Annotated in this window: 16 protein-coding genes; 13 read left to right on the top strand and 3 right to left on the bottom strand. The window is 68.1% G+C overall.

Annotated elements, in window-relative coordinates; genetic code table 11:
• Positions 1-7: 7 nt before the first annotated feature.
• Positions 8-799: a phosphatidylethanolamine N-methyltransferase family domain-containing protein gene (locus ACWF99_RS24485; RefSeq protein ID WP_378626363.1), complete on the bottom strand. Its 792-nt coding sequence runs from the start codon at positions 797-799 to the stop codon at positions 8-10.
• Between the two features lie 104 nt (positions 800-903).
• On the opposite strand from ACWF99_RS24485, the gene ACWF99_RS24490 reads away from it, so the two are divergent.
• The 7 genes from ACWF99_RS24490 to trmD all read left to right on the top strand — a co-directional run bounded on the left by ACWF99_RS24490 (position 904) and on the right by trmD (position 5,782).
• Complete coding sequence (locus ACWF99_RS24490; RefSeq protein WP_452537491.1) at positions 904-1,722, top strand: nuclear transport factor 2 family protein; 819 nt, start codon at positions 904-906, stop codon at positions 1,720-1,722.
• Positions 1,723-1,844: 122 nt separating this feature from the next.
• The gene (locus ACWF99_RS24495) at positions 1,845-2,939 is read left to right on the top strand and encodes an amidohydrolase family protein (protein ID WP_452537492.1); all 1,095 of its coding nucleotides are present in this window, start codon (positions 1,845-1,847) and stop codon (positions 2,937-2,939) included.
• A 168-nt stretch (positions 2,940-3,107) separates the two neighbouring features.
• Entirely contained in the window at positions 3,108-3,692 is a 585-nt protein-coding gene (locus ACWF99_RS24500) for a Uma2 family endonuclease (RefSeq protein ID WP_378655105.1), read from the top strand.
• A gap of 204 nt (positions 3,693-3,896) precedes the next feature.
• Positions 3,897-4,334: a 30S ribosomal protein S16 gene (rpsP, locus tag ACWF99_RS24505; RefSeq protein WP_378626367.1), complete on the top strand. Its 438-nt coding sequence runs from the start codon at positions 3,897-3,899 to the stop codon at positions 4,332-4,334.
• Complete coding sequence (locus ACWF99_RS24510) at positions 4,334-4,576, top strand: RNA-binding protein (protein ID WP_056811833.1); 243 nt, start codon at positions 4,334-4,336, stop codon at positions 4,574-4,576. Before rpsP ends, ACWF99_RS24510 begins: the two co-directional genes overlap by 1 nt.
• On the top strand, positions 4,577-5,101 hold the full coding sequence (gene rimM / locus ACWF99_RS24515; RefSeq protein WP_378626368.1) for a ribosome maturation factor RimM: 525 nt from the start codon (positions 4,577-4,579) through the stop codon (positions 5,099-5,101).
• A gap of 3 nt (positions 5,102-5,104) precedes the next feature.
• Entirely contained in the window at positions 5,105-5,782 is a 678-nt protein-coding gene (trmD, locus tag ACWF99_RS24520; protein ID WP_452537493.1) for a tRNA (guanosine(37)-N1)-methyltransferase TrmD, read from the top strand.
• Between the two features lies 1 nt (position 5,783).
• Here the strand turns inward: trmD and ACWF99_RS24525 are convergent, their stop codons facing one another.
• A complete protein-coding gene (locus tag ACWF99_RS24525; RefSeq protein ID WP_378626370.1) occupies positions 5,784-6,152 on the bottom strand; it encodes a VOC family protein in 369 nt (122 codons plus the stop codon).
• 396 nt (positions 6,153-6,548) lie between these two features.
• On the bottom strand, positions 6,549-7,394 hold the full coding sequence (locus tag ACWF99_RS24530) for a helix-turn-helix transcriptional regulator (protein ID WP_378626371.1): 846 nt from the start codon (positions 7,392-7,394) through the stop codon (positions 6,549-6,551).
• Between the two features lie 96 nt (positions 7,395-7,490).
• On the opposite strand from ACWF99_RS24530, the gene ACWF99_RS24535 reads away from it, so the two are divergent.
• The 6 genes from ACWF99_RS24535 (at position 7,491) to rplS (ending at position 15,829) form a co-directional block, all read left to right on the top strand.
• Positions 7,491-9,101, top strand: coding sequence for an AMP-binding protein (locus ACWF99_RS24535; RefSeq protein WP_452537494.1), 1,611 nt, complete (start codon positions 7,491-7,493; stop codon positions 9,099-9,101).
• Entirely contained in the window at positions 9,101-10,714 is a 1,614-nt protein-coding gene (locus tag ACWF99_RS24540; protein ID WP_452537495.1) for an AMP-binding protein, read from the top strand. Before ACWF99_RS24535 ends, ACWF99_RS24540 begins: the two co-directional genes overlap by 1 nt.
• 98 nt (positions 10,715-10,812) lie before the next feature.
• A complete protein-coding gene (locus ACWF99_RS24545; RefSeq protein WP_452537496.1) occupies positions 10,813-11,994 on the top strand; it encodes an alpha/beta hydrolase family protein in 1,182 nt (393 codons plus the stop codon).
• Between the two features lie 47 nt (positions 11,995-12,041).
• Entirely contained in the window at positions 12,042-14,423 is a 2,382-nt protein-coding gene (locus tag ACWF99_RS24550) for a Tex family protein (RefSeq protein WP_452537497.1), read from the top strand.
• Between the two features lie 28 nt (positions 14,424-14,451).
• The gene (locus ACWF99_RS24555) at positions 14,452-15,330 is read left to right on the top strand and encodes a hypothetical protein (protein ID WP_378626376.1); all 879 of its coding nucleotides are present in this window, start codon (positions 14,452-14,454) and stop codon (positions 15,328-15,330) included.
• 157 nt (positions 15,331-15,487) lie between these two features.
• Positions 15,488-15,829: a 50S ribosomal protein L19 gene (rplS, locus tag ACWF99_RS24560; protein ID WP_062986944.1), complete on the top strand. Its 342-nt coding sequence runs from the start codon at positions 15,488-15,490 to the stop codon at positions 15,827-15,829.
• Positions 15,830-15,915 lie beyond the last annotated feature (86 nt).

Raw genomic sequence — 15,915 nt, forward strand, 5'->3', positions numbered from 1 at the left:
CGGTGTGTCAGATCACGCCGGGGATCAGCGCTTTCCGGTTCGCTGGGTAGTCGGCGAACTTCTCCCGGTACCAGCGGTGGGTGGCGAAGGCGCGCGGCACCAGGTTTCCCGCGGTGATCAAGAAGATCGCGACACCGGCCAGCGACCAGGTGAGCAGGGCGAACCCGGCCCAGGCGATCAGCTCGCCCAGGTATGCCGGGCTGCTGACGAAGCGGAAGCCCGCGCCGTGCGGGATGCGGTATTCGGCGGCGCCGGGGTTGTTCTTGTCCCGCAGATTGCGCACGATCGCCTCGGATCGCACCAGCAGCCCGAAGCCGCACAGGTACACGACCAGTCCGATCAGGAAGCGCGGATCGGTGAGCCAGGCGGTGCCGTACTGGTTCTTGTAGTCGTTGCTGAAGAACGCGCCGTTGAGATAGCCGTGCAGGGCTGTCACGAACACGCCCGCCGCGACCACCGAGACATTGAAACTGCTCGTCTTACCCGGCACCTGCCGGATGGAGAGCGGGAAGAACCAGCCGCGATTGCCGTAGTGCAGCAACCAGATGGCGGCCAGCACCAGCGGCACCGGCTCGAAACGATCGGGGCCGCTGAGGTAGAACACCGCGAACACGACGGTCGCGGGCAGCTCCATCAGCCACCAGCCCAGCTTGGGGTTGAGATTGAAGCCGACCTTGTTCGACGCGAAGCGGCCGTAGGGGCTCTGCGCGAACAGCCCGCCGACGATCACGAACGCGGCGAAGGCGAAGGCGATGGTCAGCACGGTGTCGTAGGTGGTGTTCCCGGTGTACCAGTCCATCGAGATCCTCTTGTCCAACAGGCGCCGCGCACGATCGCCGACGCAAAACTAGAACACGTTCTATCATGGATCGCGGAGGGGGAGCGTGACTATGGAGGACCTACATGTCGTTGGATCGGACCGCCGAGGACCTGCTGGCGGCGGTGCGGGAGTCACCGCGCGCGGTGGCCGCGCACGACAAGACCGCGTGGGTCGGGTTGTTCGCCGAGCAAGCCGCGGTGCACGACCCGTACGGCTCGCGCGAGCACATCGGCCCGGACGCGATCTCGCGCTTCTACAACGTCTTCATCGCGCCGAACTCCATCGCCTTCCGCGTCGACCGCGACATCGTCGCCGGCTACACGGTGGTGCGTGACCTGCAGATCGAGACCACGATGTCGACGGGCGCCACCGTCACCGTGCCGATGCATCTGCGCTACGACCTGGTCGACACCGACGGCGGCTGGCGGATCGCCCGGCTCGCCGCGCACTGGGAGCTGGGGGTGATGATCGCGCGCCTGCTGCGCACCGGCCCGTCCGGACTGCTCGCGGGAGCGAAGCTCGGGCCGCAACTCGTGGGCGAGCTCGGCATGGGCGGTGCGATGGGCATGATGCGGGCGCTGCGTGGCATCGGTGGGTCCGGCAAACGCGTCGTCGGCCGGCTCTTCGCCGCTGTCGCCTCGGGCGACACAGGGGGCGTGCGAGCGCTGCTCGATGAGCGGACGGTGGTCGAGCTGCCCGCCGGACATCCGGTCTCGGTGGCGGAGTTCGCCGACCGTGCGCGAGACATGGAGTGGGACAAGATGATCGCCGCGGGGCGCACCGTCAGCGTGAGCGTGCGGGTCGGTGTGTCGCGCGGTGTGGCCTTCGTCGACTTCGCTCCGGACCGGCCGCGGATCACCGCTGTGCGGGTCTTTCTCGACGGCGATCCTTCGGGCGACTGACCGTTCGCCCGACGGCGGCCGACCCGGCGCCCGGTGCTGCCGGGGTGGCCGGGCCTCGGAGCGTGTGCGTGCGCCGATCCTGCGAGGTAGGTTCGGTTTCAGGCCGACGACTGGAGGTTCGTGTGCATCTGCGTGGTGTGGTTCTCCCCGGCGACCGGGAGCGCGACCTCTGGGTTGTCGACGGCGCCGTGACGTTCGAGCCCGTGCGCGGTGCCGAAACCCTGTGCAGCACAGGCTGGATCGTGCCGGGCCTGGTCGACGCGCACTGCCATGTCGGCATCCGCTACGGCGGCGGGGACGAGACCCACGACGGCGCGATCGAGCAGGCCGAGATCGAACGCGACGCGGGGGCGCTGCTCCTGCGCGACGCGGGCTCGCCGATCGACACCCGCTTCATCGACGAGCACGCGGAGCTGCCGCGGATCATCCGCGCGGGTCGTCACATCGCCCGCCCCAAGCGCTACATCCGCGAACTCGGCATCGAACTCGACGACGAGCGCGACCTGCCCGAGATCGTCGCCGAGCAGGCCCGCTTCGGTGACGGCTGGGTCAAGATCGTGGGGGATTGGATCGACCGCTCCGTCGGCGACCTGCGCCCGCTGTGGAGTGACGACATCCTGAAGCAGGCCATCGACGCCGCCCACGCGAACGGGGCAAGGGTCACCGCCCACGTGTTCGGTGAGGACGCCCTGCCGGGCCTGATCAACGCGGGTATCGACTGCCTCGAACACGGCACCGGCATCACCGACGACACCATCGAACTGATGGTGGCCAACGGCACCGCGCTCGTCCCCACCCTGATCAATATCGACACCTTCCCCGGCATCGCCGACAGCGCCACGAAGTTTCCGGTCTACGCCGCCCACATGCGCGACCTGCACCGCCGCGTCCGCGACACCGTCGGCAAAGCCCACGAGGCGGGCGTCCCGATCTACGCGGGCACCGACGCGGGCGGCTCCATCCGCCACGGCCGCATCGCCGACGAGATCACCGCCCTGTCCGGCGCGGGCCTGTCACCTCACGAGGCTCTCGGCGCCGCCTCATGGAACGCCCGCACCTGGCTCGGCCGTCCCGGTATCGACGAGGGCGCCCCGGCCGACTTCGTCGTCTATGCCGAAGATCCCCGCACGAACCCTCAGTCGCTCACCGAGCCACAATGGGTGGTGCTGCGTGGCGCGGTTGTCAGGACGCCCGACCCGGTCACCGGACATCGGTGAATCGCGTAGTCGCCCCTTGGTTGACACCGTCCATCGGCTGGCGATTTGTAACCCCTGGGGTTTACAAATCGGTACACTTGACTTGCCCCATTGTGGCAAGTCAAGTGCGTGCCCGTCTGGGCCGAGTCCGAGTGGTCCATCGCTGGTACGCGGGGAGGTTGGCTGGAGATGACCCTGAGCGCCGAGGTTTCGATGATCCACCCGTTGGGCCCGAAGACTGTGGAAGACTGGCTCGCCGAAGAGCAGCCGGTCGATGGATCTCGACTCGAACTCATCTGGGGGTACCTGCACATGACGCCGCCGCCGGGTGGTCCGCATCAGTACGCCGCAGGTGAGTTGTTCGTGGTTCTACGGGCCGCTGTTCGTGCTGCTGATCGCTCAGATCTCACGGCGCTTCCCGCTGTCGGCGTCCGGATCAGTACTCCGTTTCGGATTGGCATAATCCCAGACGTCGCGGTGGTCAGTGTTCCGCCCGACCGCGTCAACTTCGCTGCGGATGACCTGGTGTTGGCTGTGGAAGTTTGGTCACCCGGCAACAGCCGTGAGGAACGAGACACAAAAATCGCGGCCTATGCCTCGGCGCGGGTTCCGTATCTGTGGATCGTCGAACTCCCCGCTGGCAAGCCCGCACGGTTCTGGGGCTACACGCTGGGCGAGTCCGGCTACCGCCAGGAAGTGTTCGCCACCGATGGCGAGACGGTGAAGGCGCCGGGCCCGGTGCCGGTGGTGGTCGACACTTCGCAGTTGCGGTGAGATAGCGCGCGACTGGCGGAGGCGATTTCCGGCCGCGGCGGGTCGTCTGGCAGAATGAACCCTCGTCCTTCCTGGACAGTGTCAGCCCGTCTCCGGTTACGTACCGCGCGGCGGTCACGCACGCATGCGCGAAACCGGACCCGCAGACCATGCGGGTCGCCGAATCGCGTGGTGACCAAAACTACTGAAAGAAGACTGAACAGCATGGCTGTCAAGATCAAGCTCACTCGTCTCGGCAAGATCCGCAACCCGCAGTACCGCGTCGTCGTCGCCGACGCCCGCACCCGTCGTGACGGCCGGGCCATCGAGTCCATCGGCCTGTACCACCCGAAGGAAGAGCCTTCGCTGATCCAGATCGACGCCGAGCGCGTCGCGTACTGGCTCTCGGTCGGCGCGCAGCCCACCGAGTCGGTGCAGCGTCTACTGGAGATCACCGGCGACTGGCAGAAGTTCAAGGGCCTGCCGGGCACCGAGGGCACCCTGAAGGTGAAGGCCGCGAAGACCTCCAAGCTGGACCTGTTCAACGCCGCGCTCGCCGCCGCCGACAACGCGCCCACCACCGAGGCCGTCACCCCGAAGAAGAAGGCCGCCAAGAAGGACGAGGCTGCCGCTGAGGAAGCCGCCACCGAGGCTGCCGAGTAATGACTGCTGTTGTTGCCGATGCCGTCGAACATCTGGTTCGCGGCATCGTCGCCAACCCTGACGACGTCCGTGTCGAGCTGCTCACCGGACGTCGTGGACGCACCGTCGAGGTCCACGTCCATCCTGAAGACCTGGGCAAGGTGATCGGGCGCGGTGGTCGTACCGCGACCGCGCTGCGCACCCTGGTCGCCGGCATCGGCGGCCGTGGGATCCGGGTCGACGTGGTCGATACCGACGCCTAGATGGAACTCGTCGTAGGTCGGGTCGCCAAGTCGCACGGTGTGCGCGGCGAACTCGTCGTCGATGTTCGCACCGACGAACCGGACGTCCGGTTCGCGCCGGGCGTCACACTGCGCGGCAGGATGCCGAAGTCCTCGGCGACCCGTGACTACACCGTGAAGTCGGCCCGAGAGCACTCGGGCCGACTTCTGGTGTTCGTCGACGGGATCGACGATCGCACCGCCGCCGACGCCCTGCGTGGCACGTTGTTCGTCGTCGACAGCGATTCGCTGCCGCCGTCGGAGGATGACGACGCCTTCTACGACCACGAACTCGAAGGCCTCCGGGTCGAGTTCACCGACGGCACCCTCGTCGGCACGGTCACCGAGGTGCTGCATTCGGCCGCGGGCGAACTGCTGTCGGTGCGCGCCGCCGACGACGGTCGCGAGATTCTCATTCCCTTTGTCACCGCCATCGTGCCGACGGTTTCGCTCGCCGATGGACTGGTTGTCATCACGCCGCCCGAGGGCCTGCTCGATCCGGAGTAATTCGTGCAACTCGACGTCGTCACGATCTTCCCGGAGTATCTCGAGCCGCTGCGGACCGCGCTGCTCGGCAAGGCTGTCGACAAGGGCCTGATCTCGATCGGCGTGCACGATCTGCGCCACTGGACGCACGACGTGCACAAATCGGTCGACGATTCGCCCTACGGGGGCGGTCCCGGCATGGTCATGAAGCCCACCGTCTGGGGCGACGCCCTGGACGAGGTGTGCCCGGACGACGCACTGCTCGTCGTCCCCACGCCGGCCGGTGTGCCGTTCACCCAGGCCACCGCGCAGCGCTGGGCCACCGAGAAGCACCTCGTGTTCGCCTGCGGGCGCTACGAGGGCATCGATCAGCGCGTGTTCGACGATGCCGCCCGCCGCGTCCGCGTCGAAGAGGTGAGCATCGGCGACTACGTCCTCATCGGCGGCGAGGCCGCGGTGCTCGTGATGACCGAGGCCGTCGTGCGTCTGATCCCCGGCGTGCTCGGCAATCAGCAGTCCCACCAGGAGGATTCGTTCTCCGACGGACTCCTCGAAGGTCCCAGCTACACCCGGCCGGTGTCGTGGCGTGGCCTCGAGGTGCCCCCGGTCCTGCTGTCGGGTGACCATGCCAAGGTCGCCGCGTGGCGGCACGAACAGTCATTGGAACGCACGGCGCAGCGCCGTCCCGACCTGCTGGCCTGACCTATCCCGCGATCACGCGGGTGGTGATGCAGAACGGGTGGCCCGCGGGGTCGAGCAATACCCGCCAGCGCGGATCCGGTTGTACCGGTGCGGGTTTCGCGCCGATCGCGAGGGCGTGCTGTTCGCACAGATCCAGGTCGGCGTCGGCGGCGAGGTCCAGGTGCACCGCGGCGGTGCCGGGCCACTGCGGCGGGTAGTAGTCCTCGACGCGTTGCGCGGCGACCGTCAGTCCCGACGGGATACGGATCCCGACGCTGTGCGCGTCGTTCCACAGGACACGGCCACCGAGCAGCCCGAGGTAGAAGCGGGCGAGGGACTCGGGGTCGTCACAGTCCAGTGAGAGGCCGGCCAGTTGAAAAGGCTCCGTCATCGAAGCGACGCTACCGGGCCCGACGGGGACCGAGATTGTTTTGCCCTAAAGACATTTGGGTATCCATTCCGGTCGTTCTTTGTGTGATCGTCCATAGTGAGGGTTGCTGGTTCCATCCGGAATGGGTTCGGTCCCAGCGTCCGTCGGCGGGGCCGGGTCGGACGCGACAAGGTTGAGCGGACTGTGCGCCGATGTTCCCAGTACAGGCACTGCGTCCCTTGATGATTGGGCGCTGCCCGAGTGAGCGCTCGGCGACCTTCGGTGTGGGGTGTCGCGCCCACGGTGTGAGACCTTGCCGGTCCGCTCGGCCGCGCCGGAGGCATTCCGGTAGATCCGGCGGCCGAATGACGGTGATATATCCCACATCTGGCGTGGGGGGTGAAGGGGTCGCGGCAGTCAGGGCAGCAGGCCGTGCCGCCGCGCCCGAGCCACCGCCTCGTGCCTGGTGCCGGCATCCAGCTTGCTCATCGCCTGCCGCAGGTAACTCTTGACGGTCTCGGCGCCGAGCGAGAGTCGAAGCGCGGCTTCCTGATTCGTGCAGCCGAGGGCGATCTGGGCGAGAACGTCGAGTTCGCGCCGCGACAGCCGCGGCGCATCGCCGACGGACTCGCCGGTCAACACCCCGGTCAGCCGTTCGCACACCCCGGAAAGCCGGTCGCGCAGGGCGAGATCGCCCGTGGTGGTCGCGAGGGCGCGAAGCTCGGCGTGGATCTCGCGCAACTCCTCGGTCGCCGCGGGCGTGGTAGCCGTCGGCGGTGTCGCGAGCTCGAGCAGCCGGACCCGCCGGTCCACCTCGTCGCGGACGGCGATCTCCGCGGCCAGTCGCTTACCCGCCTGCAGGATCACCTCGGCGGTGCGGTCCCCGAGGGGGCCCGTGCCGCGAGTGGCGGCGTACAGCACGGCGCGAGGTCGGTCGGCGACCAGCACCGGCACGGCCATCACCGACCGCAACCCTTCGCCGACGACCGCGGCGTCGTAGTGGTGGGTGATCGCGGACGAGCCCCGATAGTCGGCCACCGACGCGGGCCTGCGGTACTCCATGGCCTGCCCGCCGAGCCCGGAGGTGCGCAGCACCGACAGCCCGCGCAGACCGGTGGTGACGGTGCCGACGAACTCGGTGAGCAGCAGGGTGTCCTCGTCCACCGCGCCGCCGAACACCACCGGGACGCTCGCCCGTCCCGCCACCCAGCGGATCTCGGCGCGCAGCGCGTCACCGTCGCGCGGGCGCAACAGGGAAGTCATGGATCACCCCTTTTCGGGGGTAGTGGGGCACGTGAGCTATGCCACATTCTAGGACAGACCCGGTGGCCGATACCCGGGTGATGAGGAGAAGCTGCGATGACTACCGATCTGGACGCGCGGGTGCGCGACCTGCTCGACCACTACGACCGACCAGAGTCCTGTGCGGCCGATCTGCTCTGCGATCGGCACCCGGCCGGGCATATCGCGTTCACGGTGATCGAGTCCGATCTGCGCGCCTACGACCTGACCTACGGTGAGCTGCGGGAGCGCTCGGCCCGGTTCGCCGCCGCGCTGGCCGAACTCGGCGTCGAACCCGGCGATCGGGTGGCGACGTTGATGGCGAAATCCGTCGAGCTCGTGGTGGCGCTGCTGGGGATCTGGCGGCGCGGCGCGGTGCACGTGCCCTTGTTCACCGCGTTCGCGCCACCCGCGGTCGAGTTCCGGCTGAGGGCGAGCCACGCGAAAGTCGTTGTCGCCGACGCCGACCAGGCGCCGAAACTCGCGGCGACCGACTACCGAACAATCGTCGTCGGCGCCGAGATTCCCGGCACGCTGCGCTTCGGCGATCTGCTCGACGGGTACGGATCCGACGATCCGCGCGCGCGGCCGGTGGCGGTCGGTGGTGACGGCCTGCTGGTCCAGCTGTTCACCAGCGGCACCACCGGCACCCCCAAGGGGGTGCCGATCCCCGTGCGCGCGCTCGCGTCCTTCCACGCGTATCAGGAGTTCGCCCTGGACGTGCGCCCCGAGGACGTCTTCTGGAACGCGGCCGATCCGGGCTGGGCGTACGGCCTCTACTACGCGATCCTGGGGCCGCTGGCCACCGGCATGCGCAGCCTGCTGCTGCACGCGGGGTTCTCGGCGCCACTCACCTGGGACGTGTTGCAGCGCTTCGGCGTCACCAACTTCGCCGCCGCGCCGACCGTCTATCGGGCTTTGCGCGCCGACAGCGCCGCGGCTCCGGAGAGCTTCGCCCTGCGCCGGGCGTCGTCGGCCGGCGAGCCGTTGACCCCGGACGTGGTGGCCTGGTCGCAGCGGACACTCGGGGTCGCGGTGCGTGATCACTACGGCCAGACCGAGCACGGCATGGTGATCTGCCACGCGTGGCACACCGCCCTCGATATGGCCGTCCCGCCCGGTTCGATGGGCAGGCAGCTCCCCGGGTGGTCCTGTGCGGTCCTCGCCGAGGACGTCGACACCGAGGCGGCACCCGGTGAGATCGGCCGGGTCGCCATCGACACCCACCACAGCCCGCTGCTCTGGTTCCTCGGCTACCTCGACGATCCGGAGCGCACCGCGAGCCGATTCACCGCCGACGGACGCTGGTATCTGACCGGTGACGTCGGCTCCCGCGATACCGACGGCTGTTTCCGCTTCAGCTCCCGCGACGACGACGTGATCATCATGGCGGGCTACCGGATCGGCCCGTTCGAGGTCGAAAGTGTGCTGGTCCTGCACGAGCAGGTCGCCGAGGCCGCCGTGGTCGGGATGCCGGACGAACTGCGCGGGGAGGTGCTGGAAGCCTTCGTGGTGACCCGCACCGGCACCGAGGGCAGCGCCGAGCTGGCAGCCGAACTGCAGCAGCTGGTCAAGGACGAGTTCGCCGCCCACGCCTATCCGAGAAGGGTTCATTTCGTGGACAGCCTGCCCAAGACACCGAGTGGCAAAGTGCAGCGATTCCTGCTGCGCGGCAAGGAGATCGGCTGATGTCCGAACTCAGCTACAGCTGCGGTCCCGCCGAGGTCGCGCTGCTCGGTGACACCATCGGCGCGAATCTGGACCGCGCCGTCGCGGCCCACCCCGCGCGTGACGCGCTCGTCGACTGCCCGGCGGGGCGTCGCTGGACCTACCTCGAGGTGGGTGCGGCGGTCGACGCCGTCGCGACCGGTCTCGCCGCACACGGCATCGAACCCGGTGACCGGGTCGGCATCTGGGCACCCAACTGCGCGGAATGGTTCCTCGTGCAATACGCCACCGCGAAGATCGGTGCCATCCTGGTCAACATCAACCCCGCCTACCGCACCAGCGAACTCGAATACGTTCTCGTCCAGGCCGGGGTACGCACGCTGATCGCCGCACCGGAGTTCAAGAGCTCGGACTACGTCGCGATGATCGAGCAGGTCCGGCCGAATTGTCCCGCCCTGGAGCAGGTGCTGATTCTCGGCACCGAGCCGTGGCGGCAGGTGGCCGAGACCGTGCCGGACAGGCAGCGGCTGGGTGCGATCGCCGAGACGCTGTCGGCCGACGACCCGATCAACATCCAATACACCTCGGGAACAACGGGTTTCCCGAAGGGCGCGACGCTGAGCCACCACAACATCCTCAACAACGGATTCTTCGTCGGCGAACTGTGCGGATACACCGAAGCCGACCGGGTCTGCATCCCGGTTCCGTACTACCACTGCTTCGGCATGGTGATGGGCAATCTCGCGGTCACCTCCCACGGTGCTACCGCGGTGATTCCGTCGCCGTCGTTCGACCCGGCCGCAGCGCTGGCCGCCGTCGCCGCGGAACGCTGCACCTCGCTCTACGGTGTGCCGACGATGTTCATCGCGATGCTGGCCGAACTCGATTCCGGCGCCGACTACGACCTGTCGAGCCTGCGTACCGGCATCATGGCGGGCTCACCGTGCCCGGTCGAGGTGATGAAACGGGTGATCGATCGGCTGGGGATGAGTGAGGTCTCCATCTGCTACGGCATGACCGAGACCTCACCGGTGTCCACGCAGACCCGTCGCGACGACAGCATCGACCGGCGCACCGCCACGGTTGGCCGGGTCGGCCCGCATCTCGAGGTGAAGGTGGTCGATCCGGAGACCGGGCGCACCGTGGCGCGCGGCGAACCGGGCGAACTGTGCACCCGCGGCTACTCGGTGATGCTCGGGTACTGGGAACAGCCCGACAAGACCGCCGAGGCGATCGACGCCGCCCGCTGGATGCACACCGGCGACATCGGCGTCATGGACGCCGACGGCTACCTCGCGGTCACCGGCCGGATCAAGGACATGGTGATCCGCGGCGGCGAGAACATCTACCCCCGCGAGATCGAGGAGTTCCTCTACACCCACCCCGATATCGTCGACGCCCAGGTCATCGGTGTCCCGGACGCCAAATACGGTGAGGAGCTGATGGTCTGGCTCCGGCTCCGTGAGGGCGCGACACCCCTCGACGCCGACGCCGTCCGCACCTTCTGCGCCGGACGCCTGGCTCACTACAAGATTCCCCGCTATGTGCACGTGGTCGACGAGTTCCCGATGACGGTCACCGGCAAGGTCCGCAAGGCCGAGATGCGCGAACTGGCCAGGGACATCCTCGGCTGAGCGGCTGGGGCGCACCATGACTCGATCCGTCGCGGGCACCGGCGCTTCTTGCTAGCGTGTTCGCGACGGTCGGGCGTTCGGGCTGGTACCGAATAGTGATGGGGGAGACGGTGTTCCGTCGTGTGGTGATGGTGTCGATGTCGGTCTGCGCGCTGGTCGCGTCGAGTGTGGGTGGTGCCGACGCCGGGCCGGGCGGGGTCGGCGTTCTCCCGAGTCCCAGCGCGACTCTGCCGGTCGGCGCCACGACGCTGCACCTGGTCGACGACGCACGGCCGGATCCGTTCCAGCCCGGCCGGTCGAGAGAGCTGATGGTTTCGGTGTTCTACCCGGCGACCGAGGTGGATCGCTACCCGCGTGCGCATTACGCGTCGACCGAACTGATCCCCGGACTGGAGGACGAACTCGGCATCGAGCTGCCCGGCGCCCTGACTCACGCCCACCGGGAGGCGCCCGCGCAGGCGGCGAGCGCCTACCCGGTCGTGCTGTACACCCCCGGCGCCGGTGTCTCGCGGATTCTGGGCACCGGGCTGGCCGAGGACCTGGCGTCGCGCGGCTACGTGGTGGTGACCGTCGATCACACCTATGAAACCGGTCCGGCCGTCGAGTTCCCCGGCGGCCGGCTCGTGCGGCCCGCCCCGGCGCCCAACGGTTTCGACACCGCGATCCGCGAGAAGTACATCGCCGCACGGCTGCTCGATCTCCGGTTCGTTCTCGACTCCCTCGCCGGGCTGGCCACGCGGACCGACCCCGATGCCGAATCCGACCCCCTACCCACCGATCTGGGGCGGGTGCTCGACCTGAACCGGGTCGGCGCCGTCGGACATTCGTCGGGTGGGTACACCGCCGTCGAGGCCATGCACGGGGACCGTCGCATCGACGCGGCCGTCGACATGGACGGGCAGATCGGGGTGGACGAGGCATTCGGCCGCGCGGTGACCGAGGGCGTCGACCGGCCCACCCTGGTTTTGACCAGCGAGCAGATCGAGGAAGTCGGTGACGCGAATCCGTCCCTCGACGCGTTCTGGCAGGGGGCCACCGGCTGGAAACGTCATCTGGCCATAGCGGATTCGGCGCACTACGACTTCACCGACATGCCGTCGCTGGTACCCGCCGTCGCCCGGCCCGCCGCATCGACCTACATCGGCGCCATCGATCCGGATCGCATGGCATCGCTCGTGCGGGGCTATGTCGCGGCGATGTTCGACAAATTCCTGCGCGAGCGCACCGACACCGTGCTGGATCGTCCGATCACCGAACCCGAGGTGCGGACAGTTCGCTGACCTGGGTGCCAGCGAGGTGTCGGTCATGAGCTGTAGTCTCTGCGGCTGTGACGACAGCGCCCGAGATCGCCGACAGCACGACCACCATCGCCAGCGTAGGCAGGCGGATCGCCGATGAACTGGGGGTGCGCGAGACCCAGGTCCGCGCCGCCGTCGAACTGCTCGACGGTGGTTCGACGGTTCCGTTCATCGCGCGCTACCGCAAGGAGGTCACCGACGGCCTCGACGATGCTCAGTTGCGCCAGCTCGAGGAACGGCTCGGGTATCTGCGTGAGCTCGACGAGCGCCGCGGCGCGATCATCGAATCCATCCGCGGCCAGGGCAAACTCGATCCCGCGCTGCACTCGCAGCTCATGCTCGCCGAGACCAAGGCGCGCCTGGAAGACATCTACCTGCCGTACAAGCCCAAGCGCCGCACCAAGGCGCAGATCGCGCGCGAAGCCGGACACGAGCCGGTGGCCGACGCGCTGATCGGCGACCCGAGCACCGATCCGGCCGCCTACACCGCCGAACAGCTCGACGGCGCCCGCTCGATCCTGGTCGAACGCTTCGCCGAAGACGCCGACCTGGTCGGTGAGCTGCGTGAGCTGATGTGGAACCGCGGCCAGATCACCTCCACGGTGCGCGCGGGCAAGGAGGAGGCGGGAGCCAAGTTCTCCGACTACTTCGAGTTCAGCGAGCCCTTCCACAAGCTGCCCTCGCACCGGATCCTGGCGCTGCTGCGCGGGGAGAAGGAAGAGATGCTCACGCTGCATCTCGAAGCCGACACCGAAGAACCGGCACCCGGCGAGCGCACCCTCTACGAGGGCCGCATCGCGGTCGCCTTCGGCATCGCCGACAAGGGCCGTCCGGCCGATTCCTGGCTGCTCGACACCGTCCGCTGGGCCTGGCGCACCAAGCTCGCCGTGAGCCTGGGTATCGATACCAGGATGCGGTTGCGCCAGGCGGCCGAGAAGGACGCGGTCGACGTGTTCGCCGCGAACCTGCGCGACCTGCTGCTCGCCGCACCCGCGGGCACCCGCACCACCATGGGCCTCGACCCCGGTTACCGCACCGGCGTGAAGGTCGCCGTCGTCGACGCCACGGGCAAGGCCGTCGCGACCGAGGTGATCTACCCGCACAAGCCGCAGGGGCAGACCGAGAAGTCCCTCGCGGTGCTGGCCGCGCTCGTCGCCCGCTTCGGCGTGGAGCTCATCGCCATCGGTAACGGCACCGCCTCGCGCGAGACCGATGCCCTCGCGGTGGAACTGATCTCGCGGATTCCGGAGAACAAGCCGACCAAGATCGTGGTGTCGGAGGCGGGCGCCTCGGTGTATTCCGCGTCGGCCTACGCCTCGGCCGAATTGCCCGACATGGACGTGTCGCTGCGCGGCGCGGTCTCCATCGCCCGGCGTCTGCAGGACCCGCTCGCCGAACTGGTGAAGATCGATCCGAAGTCGATCGGCGTGGGCCAGTACCAGCACGACGTATCCGAGACGCTGCTCGCGCGCTCGCTGGGCGCGGTCGTCGAAGACGCGGTGAACGCCGTCGGTGTCGACGTGAACACGGCTTCGGTGCCGCTGCTCTCGCGGGTGTCGGGTGTTTCCTCGTCCGTGGCGGAAAGCATTGTGGCCCACCGTGATCAGAACGGGCCTTTCAGCAGCCGCAAGGCCCTGCTCGAGGTTCCGCGCCTGGGGCCGAAGGCTTTCGAACAGTGCGCGGGCTTCCTGCGTATCCGCGGCGGTGTCGACCCGCTGGACACCTCCGCCGTGCACCCCGAGGCCTATCCGGTGGTGCGCCGCATTCTCGAGCACACCGGCCGGGAGATGGCCGAGGTCATCGGCAACACCAGCACTCTGCGCGCGTTGAAGCCCGGCGACTTCACCGACGAGAAGTTCGGTGTGCCCACCGTCAGCGACATCATCGCCGAGCTGGAGAAGCCGGGTCTGGACCCGCGTCCGGAATTCAAGACCGCCGAGTTCGCCGCGGGCATCGAGAAAGTCGCCGATCTGAAGCCCGGGATGGTGCTCGAGGGCGTCGTGACGAATGTGGCCGCGTTCGGCGCGTTCGTCGATGTCGGCGTCCATCAGGACGGTCTCGTGCACGTGTCGGCGCTGTCGCACACCTTCGTCAAGGATCCGCGCGAAGTGGTGAAGTCCGGTGACGTGGTGAAGGTGAAGGTTCTCGAGGTCGACGTCGCCCGTCAGCGGATCGGGCTCACCCTGCGGCTCGATGACGAGCCGGGCAAGCCCGCGCAGGGGGACAATCGTGGGGGTGGCGCGCCGCGCGGGCAGGGTCGTGGACAGCAAGGCGGTCGTGGTCCGGCACCTGCCCGCAACCAGGGACAGGGGCGTCAGGGCAACGGCGGCGGTAACCAGCGCAAGCAGGCTGCGGCACCGAGCGGTTCGATGGCAGACGCCCTGCGCGCGGCTGGTTTCGGCAACAAGTAGGTAGCGACTCGACGACAGGGCGGGCGGCATGCGACGGTGGCTCGAAGAAGAGGTGATCGCGCACGGCCGCCTGCCCCTGCTCTGTTTCCTGCTGGGGTTCATCCTCGGCTTTGTGGTGATCCGGGTGAGTGTGAGGATGATCCGGGCCAATGTGCGCTGGTGGCCGGGCAATGTGAAAGCCGGCGACACCCACATCCACCACATGGTGTTCGGCGTGATCACCGTGCTGCTGTCCGGCATCGGGCTGATCGCCACCGCCGAGGACTCCACCCAGGTCACCTCGAGCGTGCTGGCCGCGATCTTCGGGATCGGCGCCGCGCTGGTACTCGACGAATTCGCGCTGATCTTCTATCTGCGTGACGTCTACTGGTCCGAGCAGGGCCGAACCTCGGTGGACGCCGTCTTCGTCGCCTTCGCCGTGACCGGTCTGCTCTTGCTCGGCGTCCAACCGGCGACGTTTCTGGACTACGACGACTTCCGGGCATCGCGCGGTGTCGGGGTGCGGGTCGGGGTGGTGATCACGATCACGGTGAATCTGGTGCTCGCCGCGATCGTGATCGCCAAGGGCAAGATCTGGACCGGGCTGTTCGGCATGTTCTTCACGCCGCTGCTGCTGGTCGGCGCGGTGCGGTTGAGCAGGCCTGGCGCCCCGTGGGCGCGCTGGCGCTACGGTCACCGGCCCAAGACCATGAACCGGGCGGTCGCCCGGGAGCGGCGCTATCGTCGCCCGGTCATCCGCGCGAAGATCTTCATCCAGGACCTCATCGCGGGCAAGCCCGACGTCGAGCACGCGCGGACGGCAGCCGAGGCGGAGTTGGCGCGGACCGTCGTCCCGGCGCCCTCGGCACCGCCGCCGCATCCGCACCTGCTGCCGCGCCGCCGGGCCGACCAGACCGACGAGCAGTGAGGCCCGATTTCGATCAGGGCTACCCGGTCTGGCACAATGAACCGGTTGCCTTGGACGAGTCATGTCCGAGAGCACTCCTGTTCTGAGCATGAACCGGTCGAGCGCGCGAGTGCCGCCAGGTTCCTCTGTTCACGCAAAGAATCCGAAAAGGTGGAAAATGAACACCCTTGATTTCGTCGACGAGAAGTCGCTGCGTAGCGATGTCCCCAACTTCCGTCCGGGCGACACCCTGAACGTGCACGTGAAGGTCATCGAAGGCTCGAAGGAGCGCATCCAGGTCTTCAAGGGCGTCGTGATCCGGCGTCACGGCGGCGGCATCGGCGAGACCTTCACGGTCCGCAAGGTGTCCTTCGGCGTCGGTGTCGAGCGCACCTTCCCCGTGCACAGCCCCAACATCGACCACATCGATGTCGTGACCCGCGGTGACGTGCGTCGCGCCAAGCTGTACTACCTGCGCGACCTGCGCGGCAAGGCTGCCAAGATCAAGGAAAAGCGCTGATCTCGCAGTAGCACTTCGCAGTACCAGAATTCTTCAGGTAGCCCGGTACCCGACTCACGTCGGGGCGCCGGGCTACTCTGTTCGGC

It is taken from the genome of Nocardia sp. NPDC055002, from assembly GCF_053608825.1.

Bases quoted from the DNA above. Each gene is read 5' to 3' on its own strand.
- ACWF99_RS24485 (WP_378626363.1), bottom strand. From the start codon at position 799: ATGGACTGGTACACCGGGAACACCACCTACGACACCGTGCTGACCATC.
- ACWF99_RS24490 (WP_452537491.1), top strand. From the start codon at position 904: ATGTCGTTGGATCGGACCGCCGAGGACCTGCTGGCGGCGGTGCGGGAG.
- ACWF99_RS24500 (WP_378655105.1), top strand. From the start codon at position 3,108: ATGACCCTGAGCGCCGAGGTTTCGATGATCCACCCGTTGGGCCCGAAG.
- rpsP (WP_378626367.1), top strand. From the start codon at position 3,897: ATGGCTGTCAAGATCAAGCTCACTCGTCTCGGCAAGATCCGCAACCCG.
- ACWF99_RS24510 (WP_056811833.1), top strand. From the start codon at position 4,334: ATGACTGCTGTTGTTGCCGATGCCGTCGAACATCTGGTTCGCGGCATC.
- rimM (WP_378626368.1), top strand. From the start codon at position 4,577: ATGGAACTCGTCGTAGGTCGGGTCGCCAAGTCGCACGGTGTGCGCGGC.
- ACWF99_RS24525 (WP_378626370.1), bottom strand. From the start codon at position 6,152: ATGACGGAGCCTTTTCAACTGGCCGGCCTCTCACTGGACTGTGACGAC.
- ACWF99_RS24530 (WP_378626371.1), bottom strand. From the start codon at position 7,394: ATGACTTCCCTGTTGCGCCCGCGCGACGGTGACGCGCTGCGCGCCGAG.
- ACWF99_RS24535 (WP_452537494.1), top strand. From the start codon at position 7,491: ATGACTACCGATCTGGACGCGCGGGTGCGCGACCTGCTCGACCACTAC.
- ACWF99_RS24540 (WP_452537495.1), top strand. From the start codon at position 9,101: ATGTCCGAACTCAGCTACAGCTGCGGTCCCGCCGAGGTCGCGCTGCTC.
- ACWF99_RS24545 (WP_452537496.1), top strand. From the start codon at position 10,813: ATGGGGGAGACGGTGTTCCGTCGTGTGGTGATGGTGTCGATGTCGGTC.
- ACWF99_RS24555 (WP_378626376.1), top strand. From the start codon at position 14,452: ATGCGACGGTGGCTCGAAGAAGAGGTGATCGCGCACGGCCGCCTGCCC.
- rplS (WP_062986944.1), top strand. From the start codon at position 15,488: ATGAACACCCTTGATTTCGTCGACGAGAAGTCGCTGCGTAGCGATGTC.